Source organism: Streptomyces sp. NPDC029151 (genome assembly GCF_055564315.1).
In genome coordinates, this window is the sequence record NZ_JBVHWQ010000014.1 from 14,874 (window position 1) to 27,225 (window position 12,352).

The 12,352-nt window shown below is 70.7% G+C and carries 15 protein-coding genes; 7 read left to right on the forward strand and 8 right to left on the reverse strand.

The features are described from left to right. Positions 1-295: 295 nt before the first annotated feature. The 5 genes from ACZ4VF_RS35055 (at position 296) to ACZ4VF_RS35075 (ending at position 4,338) form a co-directional block, all read left to right on the forward strand. Positions 296-1,702, forward strand: a complete 1,407-nt coding sequence (locus tag ACZ4VF_RS35055) for a family 2B encapsulin nanocompartment shell protein (protein ID WP_467931099.1) — start codon at positions 296-298, stop codon at positions 1,700-1,702. 112 nt (positions 1,703-1,814) lie between these two features. Then, positions 1,815-2,957, forward strand: a complete 1,143-nt coding sequence (locus ACZ4VF_RS35060; protein ID WP_467931100.1) for a family 2 encapsulin nanocompartment cargo protein polyprenyl transferase — start codon at positions 1,815-1,817, stop codon at positions 2,955-2,957. A 170-nt stretch (positions 2,958-3,127) separates the two neighbouring features. Continuing rightward, positions 3,128-3,712, forward strand: a complete 585-nt coding sequence (locus ACZ4VF_RS35065) for a dihydrofolate reductase family protein (protein ID WP_467931101.1) — start codon at positions 3,128-3,130, stop codon at positions 3,710-3,712. 26 nt (positions 3,713-3,738) lie between these two features. After that, entirely contained in the window at positions 3,739-3,972 is a 234-nt protein-coding gene (locus tag ACZ4VF_RS35070; protein ID WP_467931103.1) for a hypothetical protein, read from the forward strand. 33 nt (positions 3,973-4,005) lie between these two features. After that, the gene (locus ACZ4VF_RS35075; protein ID WP_467931104.1) at positions 4,006-4,338 is read left to right on the forward strand and encodes a DUF952 domain-containing protein; all 333 of its coding nucleotides are present in this window, start codon (positions 4,006-4,008) and stop codon (positions 4,336-4,338) included. A 99-nt stretch (positions 4,339-4,437) separates the two neighbouring features. Here ACZ4VF_RS35075 and ACZ4VF_RS35080 read toward each other — a convergent pair whose 3' ends face one another. The 4 genes from ACZ4VF_RS35080 to sodN all read right to left on the reverse strand — a co-directional run bounded on the left by ACZ4VF_RS35080 (position 4,438) and on the right by sodN (position 7,088). Next, positions 4,438-5,178 (reverse strand): VOC family protein, encoded by a 741-nt coding sequence (locus tag ACZ4VF_RS35080; RefSeq protein ID WP_467931105.1) that lies wholly within the window; start codon positions 5,176-5,178, stop codon positions 4,438-4,440. A gap of 43 nt (positions 5,179-5,221) precedes the next feature. Beyond that, positions 5,222-5,638 (reverse strand): VOC family protein, encoded by a 417-nt coding sequence (locus tag ACZ4VF_RS35085; RefSeq protein ID WP_467931107.1) that lies wholly within the window; start codon positions 5,636-5,638, stop codon positions 5,222-5,224. Positions 5,639-5,712: 74 nt separating this feature from the next. Beyond that, entirely contained in the window at positions 5,713-6,114 is a 402-nt protein-coding gene (locus ACZ4VF_RS35090; protein WP_467931108.1) for a helix-turn-helix transcriptional regulator, read from the reverse strand. Positions 6,115-6,692: 578 nt separating this feature from the next. Then, positions 6,693-7,088, reverse strand: coding sequence for a superoxide dismutase, Ni (gene sodN, locus ACZ4VF_RS35095; RefSeq protein WP_014674929.1), 396 nt, complete (start codon positions 7,086-7,088; stop codon positions 6,693-6,695). A gap of 145 nt (positions 7,089-7,233) precedes the next feature. Between sodN and sodX the strand changes: the two genes are divergently transcribed. After that, entirely contained in the window at positions 7,234-7,668 is a 435-nt protein-coding gene (sodX, locus tag ACZ4VF_RS35100) for a nickel-type superoxide dismutase maturation protease (RefSeq protein WP_467931199.1), read from the forward strand. Here sodX and ACZ4VF_RS35105 read toward each other — a convergent pair. Beyond that, on the reverse strand, positions 7,572-8,201 hold the full coding sequence (locus ACZ4VF_RS35105) for a CGNR zinc finger domain-containing protein (protein ID WP_467931109.1): 630 nt from the start codon (positions 8,199-8,201) through the stop codon (positions 7,572-7,574). The genes sodX and ACZ4VF_RS35105 overlap by 97 nt on opposite strands. Before the next feature lie 100 nt (positions 8,202-8,301). On the opposite strand from ACZ4VF_RS35105, the gene ACZ4VF_RS35110 reads away from it, so the two are divergent. Further along, positions 8,302-9,060, forward strand: coding sequence for a class I SAM-dependent methyltransferase (locus ACZ4VF_RS35110; RefSeq protein WP_467931111.1), 759 nt, complete (start codon positions 8,302-8,304; stop codon positions 9,058-9,060). Between the two features lie 137 nt (positions 9,061-9,197). On the opposite strand, the gene ACZ4VF_RS35115 is transcribed toward ACZ4VF_RS35110, so the two are convergent. Genes ACZ4VF_RS35115 through ACZ4VF_RS35125 form a run of 3 tightly spaced genes read right to left on the reverse strand, consistent with a single transcriptional unit; the run spans position 9,198 to position 11,929 of the window. Then, complete coding sequence (locus tag ACZ4VF_RS35115; protein WP_467931112.1) at positions 9,198-10,004, reverse strand: amino acid ABC transporter ATP-binding protein; 807 nt, start codon at positions 10,002-10,004, stop codon at positions 9,198-9,200. After that, positions 10,001-10,936, reverse strand: a complete 936-nt coding sequence (locus ACZ4VF_RS35120) for an amino acid ABC transporter permease (RefSeq protein WP_467931113.1) — start codon at positions 10,934-10,936, stop codon at positions 10,001-10,003. Before ACZ4VF_RS35120 ends, ACZ4VF_RS35115 begins: the two co-directional genes overlap by 4 nt. Positions 10,937-10,972: 36 nt before the next feature. Then, complete coding sequence (locus tag ACZ4VF_RS35125; RefSeq protein ID WP_467931115.1) at positions 10,973-11,929, reverse strand: ABC transporter substrate-binding protein; 957 nt, start codon at positions 11,927-11,929, stop codon at positions 10,973-10,975. Positions 11,930-12,352 lie beyond the last annotated feature (423 nt).

A 12,352-nucleotide genomic window follows, 5' to 3' on the forward strand; every position in this document is an offset into this window, starting at 1 on the left:
GCCCGTCCGGCCGTCGGTCGCGGCCGGATGTCCTGCCTGCTTCTACCGAAACCGGACGTCCGGGTACACATCGTTCGTATGGTGTGCGAGCCGATCCGGACAGCCGACGCGTACCGAACGGGCCGGTGCGGGCGCGGGGCGGGTCTGGGGAGGCCCCTCTTTCTGCCCGCTAATCCGATGATCCATTCCCGCTCTTTCGGGTAATGGCGCCACCACGCTCGGTGCTGGAAGGCTCGGACGTGAGACCGGTGCTCGTGCGCATCGGCACCGGGCATGACACGGGAGGCATTTCTCTATGTCGGTAGGCGAAGAGGTCCGCACGGATCAGGGCAGGCCGCAGCAGTCCCTCGGGACGGCGGCTGCGCGGAACCTGGCCACCACCACCAAGTCCGTTCCGCAGATGCAGGAGATCAGCTCCCGCTGGCTGCTGCGCACGCTTCCCTGGGTCGACGTCCAGGGCGGCACCTACCGGGTGAACAGGAGGCTGACCTACTCCGTCGGCGACGGCCGCATCACCTTCGTCAAGACCGGCGACCAGGTCGAGGTCATCCCGAACGAACTGGGCGAACTGCCGGCCCTGCGGGCGTACGAGGACGAGGAGGTGCTGACGGAGCTGGCCCGGCGCTGCCGTCAGCGCGACTTCGCGCCCGGCGAGGTGATCGCCGACTTCGGGAACCAGACGGACGAGGTCTACCTGCTCGCGCACGGCCGCGTGGAGAAGGTCGGCACGGGCCCCTACGGCGACGACGCCGTGCTCGGCGTCCTCGCCGACGGCGCCTACTTCGGCGACCAGGCGCTGCTCGACTCGGAGGCGATCTGGGAGTACACCGTCCGCGCGGACACCCCGACCACGGTGCTGATCCTCAGCCGTCAGGACTTCGAACAGGTCGCGGAGCGCTCCGACTCACTGCGCGCGCACCTCGAACGCCTGCGCTCGATCCCGGAGCAGCGGACCAACAAGTACGGCGAGAAGGAGGTCGAGCTGGCGGCCGGCCACTCCGGCGAGCCCGACATCCCGCACACCTTCGTGGACTACGAGTCGCGTCCCCGCGAGTACGAACTGAGCATCGCCCAGACCGTGCTGCGCATCCACACGCGCGTGGCCGACCTCTACAACCAGCCGATGAACCAGACCGAGCAGCAGCTGCGGCTGACGGTCGAGGCGTTGAAGGAGCGCCAGGAGCACGAGCTGGTCAACAACCCGGAGTTCGGCCTGCTCAGCAACTGCGAGTACGACCAGCGGATCCAGCCGCACGACGGCGTGCCCAGCCCGGACGACCTGGACGAGCTGCTCAGCCGCCGCCGGGGCACCAAGCTCCTGCTGGCCCACCCGCGCGCGATCGCCGCGATCGGACGCGAGCTGAACAAGCGGGGACTGGTCCCGGAGACCATCGACATCGCCGGCAACCGCATCCCCACCTGGCGCGGGGTGCCGATCTACCCGTGCAACAAGATCCCGATCAGCGAGGCCCGCACGACCTCCATCATCGCCATGCGTACCGGTGAGGCCGAGCAGGGTGTCATCGGCCTGAGGCAGTCCGGCATCCCGGACGAGATCGAGCCGAGCCTGTCGGTCCGGTTCATGGGCATCAACGAACAGGCCATCATCAAGTACCTGGTGACGGCGTACTACTCGGCCGCCGTCCTGGTGCCCGACGCGCTCGGCGTGCTGGAGAACGTCGAGATCGGCCGGTGGAGGTGACGTTTCCGCACGTCGCGGCCGTGTCTCCGCCCGCCGTCGCGGGTAGGCCCTCCGGGTATGCGTCCGGCAAGGCCGGTGACGCCGGCCTGCGCGGACCTGACGAGGGGGAGGCATGGCCGAGTTCATGACGGAGACGGAAGAACGTTCCTCCGGTGTGCCGCGTTCCGGCACACCGGAGGAACCACGGGAGAAGACCGCGGAAGGTGACGGCCCGGCCGACGCGCAGGAGGCGGCGGCACAGCTGGAGCGCACCCGGGCCCTGGTCGACCCGGAGCTGCGCGCGGCCGTGGAGTCGCTGCCCGGCTCCATGCGCCGGGTGGGGCTGTACCACTTCGGCTGGCAGCACGCCGACGGCAGTCCGGCGGCGGGCAACGCGGGCAAGGCGATCCGGCCGGCGCTCGTGCTGGCGGCCGCCGCCGCGCTCGGCGGACCGGCAGCCCGGGCGTCGGCGGTCCGAGCCGCGGCGGCGGTCGAGCTGGCCCACAACTTCACGCTGCTGCACGACGACCTGATGGACCGGGACACCACCCGCCGGCACCGGCCGACGGCCTGGGCCGTGTTCGGTGACGCCGACGCGATCCTCGCCGGGGACGCCCTCCAGGCGCTGGCCCTGCGGCTGCTCGCGGAGGACCCCCACCCGGCCTCCGTCCCGGCCGCGGCCCGGCTCGCGGCCTGTGTCATGGAGCTGTGCGAGGGACAGCACACCGACACCGACCTGGAGCAGCGCGCTCCGGACGCGGTCGGCCTGGACGAGGTGCTCGCCATGGCCGAGGCCAAGACCGGCGCCCTGCTGGGCTGTGCCTGCGCGCTCGGCGCGTTGTACGCGGGCGCCCGCGAGGAGGACGTGGCCGCGCTGGACGCCTTCGGCCGTCAGGCCGGGCTCGCCTTCCAGCTGATCGACGACGTCATCGGGATATGGGGGGACCCGCGGCACACCGGCAAGCCGGCGGGCGCGGATCTCGCCGCCCGCAAGAAGTCCCTTCCGGTGGTGGCGGCGCTCACCTCCGGCACCCCGGCGGCGGCCGAACTCGCCGCGCTGTACGCCAGGCCGTACCGCGCCGGGGAGGACGAGTCCGGGGAGATCGCGCGCGCCGCCCTGGCGGTGGAGCGGGCCGGTGGCCGGGACTGGGCGCAGGCCGAGGCGGCCGACCGGATGGCCCGGGCCATGCAGGAGCTGGCTCGCGCGGTTCCCGATCCCGAGGCGGCGGGGGGTCTGCTGGCCCTCGCCGAGTTCGTGACCCGGCGCACCAGCTGACGGCCGCTCTCCCGGCGGTCCGAGAAGGCCCCGGAGCCCCCGGCCCGCGCGGCTCCTGACCCCGTGCGGTCACCGGGGGCTCCGGCTTTTTCCGCCGCACCCCTTGCACCACGACAGATGGAGTACTACAAATGAACCACTACAGTTGGAGCGAATGAAAAGAGACCCGCTTGCGCAAGCTCTCGTACGTCGTCGCCTGCTCGCTCGACGGATTCATCGGTGACGAGCACGGGGACGGTTCCGCGATGTACCGCTTCCTGGACGAGGAGTTCCTGGACTACCTCAGGACGGATCTGCCGGACGCCCTGCCCACCCACGTCCGCAAGACGTTCGGCATCGACCACCTGGAGAACAAGCGCTTCGACACGGTGATCCAGGGCCGGGCCAGCTACGAGGTGGCCCTGCGGGAGGGCATCACCAGCCCTTACGGCCACCTGCGTGAACTCGTCGCCTCCCGTACCCTCGGCGCCTCCCCCCACCCGAACGTCGAGATCGTCGCCGACGACCTGACCGGTCGTGTCCGCGCGCTGAAGGCGGAGGACGGCGGGCTCGACATCCTCCTGTGCGGTGGCTCGCGGATCGCCGGAGCGCTGCTCGAGGAGATCGACGAACTCGTGATCAAGAGCTACCCCCTGGTCTACGGCAAGGGCATGCCGATGTTCGGCACCGGTCTGGACCTCAAGGAGTTCGCCCTGGAGTCCCTGCGCACCTTCGACAACGGCGCGCTGGTGCGGACGTACGGCAGGAAGCGCTGAGGCCCGCGCCGACCTACCCTGAGGGCATGGACCGCGAGGAACACGTCTGTCCCGTCTGCGGAGGGCCCGTCGAGACGGTCGTCAAGCGGCACAAGACGCTGGGCGCCTGGGTGCCGGTCTGGGCCCCCGGTCCGTGCCGCAACCCCGACTGCTCGGCGCGCGCCGGGTCCGGCCGTCCCGCCGACTCCGGGCGGCCCGAGTCCGGACGGCCGCAGGATCCGTCGGCGGCGGGTGCCGGGGAGCCCTCCGAAAACCGGTGACGGGAGCGGCGGCGGGCGCCGTAGCGTGGACGCATGCCGAAGCTTCCGTACATCGTCCACATCACCGAGCGCTCCCTGTGGGAGGCGGCGCGCGAACGCGGGGCGTACGAGGTGTCCACCCGGGGCCGCACCCTCCAGGAGGAGGGGTTCATCCACTTCTCCACCCGCGACCAGCTCCCGCGCATCGCCGAGTTCCTCTACGGCGGTTACGACGGCCCGGACCAGCTGGTCGTCCTGGTCGTGGACCCGGCCCGGGTCGGGGTGCCGGTGAAGTACGAGTCCGTCGAGCCGGGCGGGGAGGAGTTCCCGCACGTGTACGGCCCGGTGCCGGTCGAGGCCGTGGTGGACGTGGAGAGCTGGAAATGACCTGGGGGTGACCTGGGGACGACCTGGGGCCGGTGGGGGAGCGGGGTGACTCGCCGGCGCCCCACGGGGCCAGGCGGACTCGAACCTGAGGGGATCGGACTATCCGGCGCCGGCCGGCAGGCCGCCCGTCCCGGGGTCGCGGCCGGTCAGGCAGTACGTGCCGCCGGCCGGGTCGCGCATCACCGTCCAGTGGGGACCCTCCCGTACGGCGCGGGCGCCCAGCTCCTCGTGCCGGGCGCGGACCGCGGCGACGTCCGCGCAGGCGAGGTCCAGGTGTGCCGAGGCCGGGCGCTCCTCGTCCAGCCGCTGGAGCAGCAGCCGGTGCGGCAGGCCCGCGGGCTGCCGCAGCACGGCGAACTCCGGCCGGGAGCCCGCCCGCAGGTCCCACCCGGTCAGCCCGGCCCAGAACGCCGACTCCGCGTCGTACCGGGAGGGCGGGATGTCGAGGCACACCTGGTCCAGGCGGCTGTCGGACACCACCGGGGGCCGTACCGCCTCCCCCTGCCAGGGGACGGCGCAGAACAGCTGCCCGCCGGGGGAGCGCAGTACGGCCCAGTCGCCGTGGTCGGCCACCGGTCCGGCGCCCAGGTGCCGGGCGAGCGCGGTCAATTCCCGTACGTCGTCGGTGCACAGGTCGAGGTGGGCACCGCCCTCGCCCTCGGTGACGCCCTGCAGCTTCACGCCCGGGTCCGCCCCCTGGGGCAGCAGCGTCACGAACTCGCCGTCGTCACCGCGGAACGCGGACGGCCGGGTGCCGGTGGCGGCCGTCCAGAAGGCGCACGCGTCGGCGAGACGCGCGGCGGGCCGGTCGGCGAAGGCGTAGGTCCAGCGGATGGTCATCCGGGGAGTGTAGGCGTTGAAGTCCCCGGCAGCCGGGGGGATTTCAGTCCGCGGGCCGCTGCAGGAAGCGGAGCTGGTTGCCCGCCGGGTCCCGGAAGGCGCAGTCGCGGACGCCGTAGGGCTGGTCCATCGGCTCCTGGAGGACGTCGGCGCCGGACTCTCGTACCCGCTCGTAGAGCGCGTCGCAGTCGGGCGTGGTGAAGATGACCCCGCGCAGCAGGCCCTTGGCGAGGAGTTCGTTGAGCGCGTGCTTGTCGGCGGGGGAGGCGTCCGGGCTCGCGTCCGGCGGCTCCAGGACGATCTCCACGTCCGGCTGGAGCGGGGACCCCATGGTCACCCAGCGCATCCCCTCGAAGCCCACGTCGTTGCGTACCTCCAGACCGAGCACGTCCCGGTAGAAGGCGATGGCCTTGTCGTGGTCGTCCACGGCGAGGAAGCACTGCGCGAGTTTCACGTCCATGGACTCACCCTAGAACCGGTGGGCGCCTCGCGCCTCGGTACGGCGGTCCGTGCCTGCGTACGGCGCAGCCCGGCTCAGTACAGGCGGCGGCGCGGCCGGGTCAGCCGGCGGGCCACGCAGGGCGGGACGGCGGCGCTCTCCTCGTGGTCGCGGGCGCGGTAGGCGCTCGGCGTCTCCCCGACCAGCTCGGTGAACCGGGAGCTGAAGGAGCCGAGCGAGGTACAGCCGACGGCGAGGCACACCTCGGTCACGGTGAGATCGCCCCGGCGCAGCAGCGTCTTGGCCCGCTCGATCCGGCGGGTCATCAGATAGCTGTACGGCGTCTCCCCGAACGCCCTGCGGAAGCTGCGCTGGAAGTGGCCCGGGGACATCAGCGCGTCCCGGGCCAGCGCGGTCATGTCGAGCGGCTCGGCGTACTCACGGTCCATCCGGTCGCGCACCCGGCGCAGCCGTCTCAGGTCCTCCAGGGCGGTCATCCCCCCAGCCTCGCACAGGCCCGCACACCACCGTCCCCGCGTTCGACGGAGCATTTCCCTCCGGTTGTCCGGGCGGTGTGCGGCGCGTGCGGTGAGCCGGCGGGCGAGGCGAGTGGCAGGCGGCGCCGCGAGACCAGCCACCGGCGGCGGGCCCACGGCCGGTACCAGGGCACCCGGCCCGGACGCGGGTGACGAGGGACTACCGGCTCGGACACGGCCTTCGCCTCCCCGGTCTGCCCCACGGCACCGACCCCCTACACCGGCGACGTCCTCCTGACCGCCCTGACCCGCCACGCCTAGACCCCGGCGTACACGGCCCACGCCCGCACCTGGCTCACCACGGCCGACCCCGGGGACGAGAGGGCCCCCGGCTGAGGGCCCCGCTCCCGCCGGGGTGCCGACGCGCCGGGGCGGAGCGCCGGTTGACGCTCCGGCCGGTCCGGGCGGCCGGACCGGCCGGACGTGAAAAAACCGCACCCGGACCGTCAGGGACGCCGTGCGCGGCGGCCTGCGGACCGGGTGCGGGGAGGGAGACGCTGCGGTCAGAGAACCCGCAGGTCAGAGGGCTTGATCGAAGATCAGGCCTTCTTGGTCTCCCAGAAGATCTTGTCGATCTGGGCGATGTAGTCCAGCGCCTTCTGGCCCGTCGCCGGGTCGGTGGACGCCTTGGCGGCCGAGAGGGCCTTCAGGGTGTCGTTGACCAGCTGGTGCAGCTCCGGGTACTTCTCGAAGTGCGGGGCCTTGAAGTAGTCACTCCAGAGCACGGAGACGTGGTGCTTCGCCAGCTCCGCGCGCTGCTCCTTGATGACGGTGGCGCGTGCCTGGAAGTGGGGGTCGTCGTTACCGGCCATCTTCTCCTGGACGGCCTTCACCGACTCCGCCTCGATGCGGGCCTGGGCCGGGTCGTACACGCCGCAGGGCAGGTCGCAGTGGGCGCTGACCTTGACCTTGGGGGCAAACAGGCGGGAAAGCATGGAGCATTCCTTCCTCGTGATCGTCTTCTCAGGTGCGACATTACTCCCTGGGGAAGGCGATTTCTCGGGTGCCCCCTAGGGCTTAGGACAAAAGTCCAGGGTGAGACTGAGACTGGTGGAGGAACGGACCGGGGAGGTGCCGGGGATGCCGGAGCTGTCGCAGGAGACCGAAGGGGGGAGGGCCGGGGCGCCCTTCGGGATCGCGGAGGTGACGGGGCCGTCCATGGTGCCCACGCTGCACCACGGGGACCAGCTGCTGGTGCGGTACGGGGGCGCGGTCAGGCCCGGTGACGTCGTGGTCCTGCGCCATCCGTTCCAGCAGGACCTGCTGGTGGTCAAGCGGGCCGTGGAGCGCCGCGAGGGCGGCTGGTGGGTGCTCGGGGACAATCCGTACGCCGGCGGGGACAGCACGGACTACGGGGTGGTGCCCGAGGAGCTGATCCTCGGGAAGGCCTGGCTGCGGTTCCGGCCGGCCGGGGCCGGTCAGCGCTCGCCGCTGGCGCTGCTGCGCTGGGCGCTCTCGGCGGCGAGGCCGCTGCCGGCCGGCCGGTCGGCCTCCAGGCGCTTGCGGGCCCGGTAGGCGGCGACGTTGGCGCGGGTGGCGCAGCGGTCCGAGCAGTAGCGGCGGGAGCGGTTGGTGGAGGTGTCCAGGTAGGCGTTGCGGCAGGGGGACGCCTCGCACAGGCCGAGGCGGTCGACGCCGTACTCGGTGAGGTGGAAGGCGAGGCCCATCGCCGCGATCGCCGCGTAGCCGGCGGTGGCGTTGGACGGGTGGTCGGCCAGGTGCATGTGCCACAGGGGGCGGCCGTCCTCGTCCCGGAAGTCGTGCCCGGAGATCTGCGGGCTGACCGGGAACTCCAGCAGGAGCGAGTTCAGCAGGTCCACGGCCAGGGTCTCGTCGCCCTTGTCCGCCGCCTCGAAGACCCCGCGCAGCCGCGCCCGGACCGAACGGAAGCGCGTGACGTCCGCGTCGGTGGCGCGGCGGGCCGCCGACGCGTTGTCGCCGAAGAGGTCGCGGACGGCCTCGACCGTGGTCAGGGCGTCCTTGCCCCGCGCCGGTTCCTCGCTGTTCACGAGACGCACGGCGTAATCCGAGTAATAGGCCAGTTCCACTTGTAGTCCTTACGGGGGCGCATTATCGTCGGGTCTGCGGTCGGGTAACACCCGGTCGTGCTTCCAGGGTATTACTCGAACCGAGGGGAGTCGGAGTTCCATGACCACGAGTGCCGGAACCGACTGGGCGGCCTGGCAGGAGAGCTGGGACCGGCAGCAGGAGTGGTACATGCCGGACCGCGAGGAACGCTTCCGGATCATGCTCGACATGGTCGAGGCGCTCGTGGGTACGGCCCCGCGCGTGCTCGACCTCGCGTGCGGCACCGGCAGCATCACCGCCCGGCTGCTCCGCCGTTTCCCCCAGGCCGCCAGCACCGGCGTCGACCTCGACCCGGCGCTGCTCGCCATCGCGCAGGGCACCTTCGAGGGCGACGACCGGGTCGTCCTCGTCACCGCCGACCTCAAGGACCCGGACTGGCCGGCGAAGCTGCCGTACGACTCGTACGACGCCGTACTGACCGCAACGGCCCTCCACTGGCTGCACAGCGAACCCCTCGCGGCCCTCTACGGTCAGGTCGCGGAGCTGGTTCGCGACGGTGGTGTCTTCATGAACGCGGACCACATGATCGATGACACCACGCCCCGGATCAACGCGGCCGAGCGTGCCCAGCGCCGCGCCCGCATGGATCAGGCCAAGCGCGGCGGCGCCCTCGACTGGACCGAGTGGTGGCAGCTGGCCGCCCAGGACCCGGTTCTCGGCGAACCGACCGCCCGCCGCTTCGAGATCTACGGCGAGCACGCCGACGGGGACACGCCGCCGGCCGCCTGGCACGCGCGCGTCCTGCGCGACAAGGGGTTCTCCGAGGCCCGCCCGGTGTGGTGCTCGCCCTCCGACACACTGCTGCTCGCCCTCAAGTAGCCCGCGGCCGCACGGGATACGGCACGGACTTCGGCACCGGGCCCCTGCCCCGGCGGCATGACGGACGCGGCATGACGAAGGGCGGTACGGGAAGCCGTACCGCCCTTCGTCGTGCGTGGTGCCCGGTCCGCCCCGGGTCAGAGCACCTTCGACAGGAAGGACTGCGTCCGCTCGTGCTGCGGGTTCGTCAGGACCTCTCGCGGGTGGCCGGATTCCACCACCACACCGTCGTCCATGAACACCAGGCTGTCGCCCACCTCGCGGGCGAAGCCCATCTCGTGGGTGACGACGACCATGGTCATGCCGGACTCGGCGAGGTCGCGCATGACGTCCAGGACGTCACCGACCAGCTCCGGGTCCAGCGCCGAGGTCGGCTCGTCGAACAGCATGAGCTTGGGGTCCATGGCCAGCGCCCGGGCGATCGCCACGCGCTGCTGCTGGCCGCCGGAGAGCTGCGAGGGGTAGTGCCCGGCCCGGTCGGCCAGGCCCACGCGCTCCAGCAACTGCATGGCGCGTTCCTTGGCCTGAGCCCGGCTCACGCCCCTGACTTGTACCGGCGCCTCCATGACGTTCTCCACGGCCGTCATGTGCGGGAACAGGTTGAAGCGCTGGAAGACCATGCCGATGTCCCGGCGCTTCATGGCGACCTCGCGGTCACGCAGCTCGTACAGCTTCTCGCCCTGCTGGCGGTAGCCGACCAGGTCGCCGTCGACGTACAGCCGGCCGGCGTTGATCTTCTCCAGGTGGTTGATGCACCGCAGGAACGTCGACTTGCCGGAGCCGGAGGGGCCGATGAGGCAGAACACCTCGCCCGGCTTCACCTCCAGGTCGATGCCCTTGAGCACCTCGACGTGGCCGAAGGACTTGTGGACGCCCTCCGCCTTGACCATCGGGACGGTGCCGCGGGGCTCCGCGTCCTGTGTCTTGCTCAGCTTGTCGGTCATGCCATGCCTCCCTTGGGCCGGCCCAGGGACAGCATGTTCGTCTTCACTTTCTGCCACGGCGTCGGCGGCAGCTGGCGGCTGGAACCGCGTGCGTAGTACCGCTCGATGTAGTACTGGCCCACGCTCAGCACCGAGGTCATGATCAGGTACCAGGCCGCGGCGAGGAAGTACATCTCCACCGGGGCACCGGAGTTCTGGCCGATGTCCTGGGCGTAGCGGAACAGTTCGGGGTACTGGACGGCCGCCACGAGCGAGGTCGTCTTCAGCATGTTGATCACTTCGTTGCCCGTAGGCGGCACGATCACCCGCATCGCCTGCGGGATGACCACCCGGAGCAGCGTCTTGCCGTGGCTCATGCCGAGCGCGTGAGCCGCCTCGGTCTGGCCCTCGTCCACCGCGAGCAGGCCCGCCCGGCAGATCTCGGCCATGTACGCCGCCTCGTTCAGACCCAGGCCGAGCAGCGCCGTCAGCAGCGGCGTCATGAAGTTCGACCAGTAGTCCTTGTAGAACGGCATCAGGTTGATGTACTCGAAGACCAGACCCAGGTTGAACCAGAGGAACAGCTGGACCAGGACCGGGGTGCCGCGGAAGAACCAGATGTAGAACCAGGAGATGGACGAGGTCACCGGGTTCTTCGACAGCCGCATCACCGCGAGCACGATGCCGCCGACGATGCCGATCAGCATCGACAGCACCGTCAGCAGCAGGGTCTTGCCGACACCGGTCATGATTCGGTCGTCGAAGAAGTAGTCCGGTACCGCGTGCCAGTTGATCCTGCCCTGGCCGAACGCGTAGACGATCGCGACGAGGAGCGCGATCGCGATGACGGCGGCGACGTACCGCCCGTAGTGCCGGACCGGGATGGCCTTGATGGCCTCCGCGCCGGCCGGGGGCGCGTCCGCCGGCTCCGCCGTCTTGTCGATGTCAGTCACGGGTATTGCCTCTCGGTGGCCGCTGGCTGCCGCGGGTCACTTGCCGCCGTTGATCACGGACTGCTTGACGGCGCCGTCCTGGGCGCCCCACTTCTCGAGGATCCGCTGGTACTCGCCGTTCTTGATGATCGCGTTCATCGCGGCCTGGAGGGCGTCGCGCAGCTGCGTCTCCGTCTTGGAGACCGCGATGCCGTACGGGGCCGCCTCGACCTGCTCGCCGACGGTCTGGAAGTCCTTGCCGCCGCCGGAGGTCTTCACCGCGTACGCGGCCACCGGGAAGTCGGCGGACACGGCGTCCGCGCCGCCCGAACGCAGCCGGGTCTGGGCCTGCTGGTTGTCGTCGAAGGGCTCGATGGCGAGCTTCTTACCGCTCGGACACTTCTTGGCCTGCTGCTTGGCCAGGTCCTCCGAGGTGGTGCCGCGCTGCACGGCGAGCTTCTTGCCGCACAGGTCGTCCCAGCTCGTGATGCCCTTGGTGTCGCCCTTGCGGGTGTAGATCGAGACACCGGCGGTCAGGTAGTCGACGAAGTCGACGCCCTCGCCGACCTTCTTGCCCGTGTCGGGGTCGACACCCTCCTGACGGTTCTTGTTGTCCGTCATCGCCGACATCGCGATGTCGTAGCGGTCCGAGCGCAGACCGGTGATCAGGCCGTCGAAGGTGCCGTTCTGGAAGTCGAACGTCACCCCGAGCTGCTTGCCCAGCGCCGCCGCCAGGTCCGGGTCGAGGCCGACGACCTTGCCGCTGGAGTCCTTGTACTCCACGGGGGCGTAGGCGATGTCCGAACCGACGCGGATCTTGCCCTTGCTCCGGATCTCCTGCGGGAGCTTGTCGGCGAGCGGTGCGCTGGTGACGGACGCGCCGGAGTCGTTGTTCTTTTCCTTGGTCTGGTCACCGCAGCCGGTGAGCAGCAGGGCCCCTGCGACCGCGATCGCACCGGCCGCGGCCAGACGGGAGCGCGCTGCGGTCGTACGACGGGTGGAGCTTGCGGTCATCGTGGTTCCTCCGGCGGATGCGAAGAGTTGCCGATGGGTCGACGGAAACACACACCTTCGGGTGTCGCGACCTCGTGGGTTTACGGCATCTTGCCATTCGGACTACGCCATTCAGAGGAGTCGCTATGTCAAAATCGGATAACGGGTGACCCCCGAACCGCATCAGGTCCGGACATCCTTGGTGTGTCACCGTCGAAGATCTTCGGGAATCCAGCGCTCCGGCCGGAAAATCTTCGGCATGTCTCACCATGTGGTCGCCCTTCCCCCGGGCCCCATCGGTCGGCCTTGGGCGTTTTCGCGCCGTTCCGGTCCGTCGGCCGCGCGTCACCCGCGTGTCGCTTTGCGGTTCCTGGATGTGACCTTGCACCTAATGGACTCGTCCTGGGCACCGTCCGTCCGGTAAGAAGGTTCTTTACACCCCTC

Coding starts and splice junctions, on each gene's coding strand:
- ACZ4VF_RS35055 (WP_467931099.1), top strand. CDS start 296: ATGTCGGTAGGCGAAGAGGTCCGCACGGATCAGGGCAGGCCGCAGCAG.
- ACZ4VF_RS35060 (WP_467931100.1), top strand. CDS start 1,815: ATGGCCGAGTTCATGACGGAGACGGAAGAACGTTCCTCCGGTGTGCCG.
- ACZ4VF_RS35070 (WP_467931103.1), top strand. CDS start 3,739: ATGGACCGCGAGGAACACGTCTGTCCCGTCTGCGGAGGGCCCGTCGAG.
- ACZ4VF_RS35075 (WP_467931104.1), top strand. CDS start 4,006: ATGCCGAAGCTTCCGTACATCGTCCACATCACCGAGCGCTCCCTGTGG.
- ACZ4VF_RS35080 (WP_467931105.1), bottom strand. CDS start 5,178: ATGACCATCCGCTGGACCTACGCCTTCGCCGACCGGCCCGCCGCGCGT.
- ACZ4VF_RS35085 (WP_467931107.1), bottom strand. CDS start 5,638: ATGGACGTGAAACTCGCGCAGTGCTTCCTCGCCGTGGACGACCACGAC.
- ACZ4VF_RS35090 (WP_467931108.1), bottom strand. CDS start 6,114: ATGACCGCCCTGGAGGACCTGAGACGGCTGCGCCGGGTGCGCGACCGG.
- sodN (WP_014674929.1), bottom strand. CDS start 7,088: ATGCTTTCCCGCCTGTTTGCCCCCAAGGTCAAGGTCAGCGCCCACTGC.
- sodX (WP_467931199.1), top strand. CDS start 7,234: ATGCCGGAGCTGTCGCAGGAGACCGAAGGGGGGAGGGCCGGGGCGCCC.
- ACZ4VF_RS35110 (WP_467931111.1), top strand. CDS start 8,302: ATGACCACGAGTGCCGGAACCGACTGGGCGGCCTGGCAGGAGAGCTGG.
- ACZ4VF_RS35115 (WP_467931112.1), bottom strand. CDS start 10,004: ATGACCGACAAGCTGAGCAAGACACAGGACGCGGAGCCCCGCGGCACC.
- ACZ4VF_RS35125 (WP_467931115.1), bottom strand. CDS start 11,929: ATGACCGCAAGCTCCACCCGTCGTACGACCGCAGCGCGCTCCCGTCTG.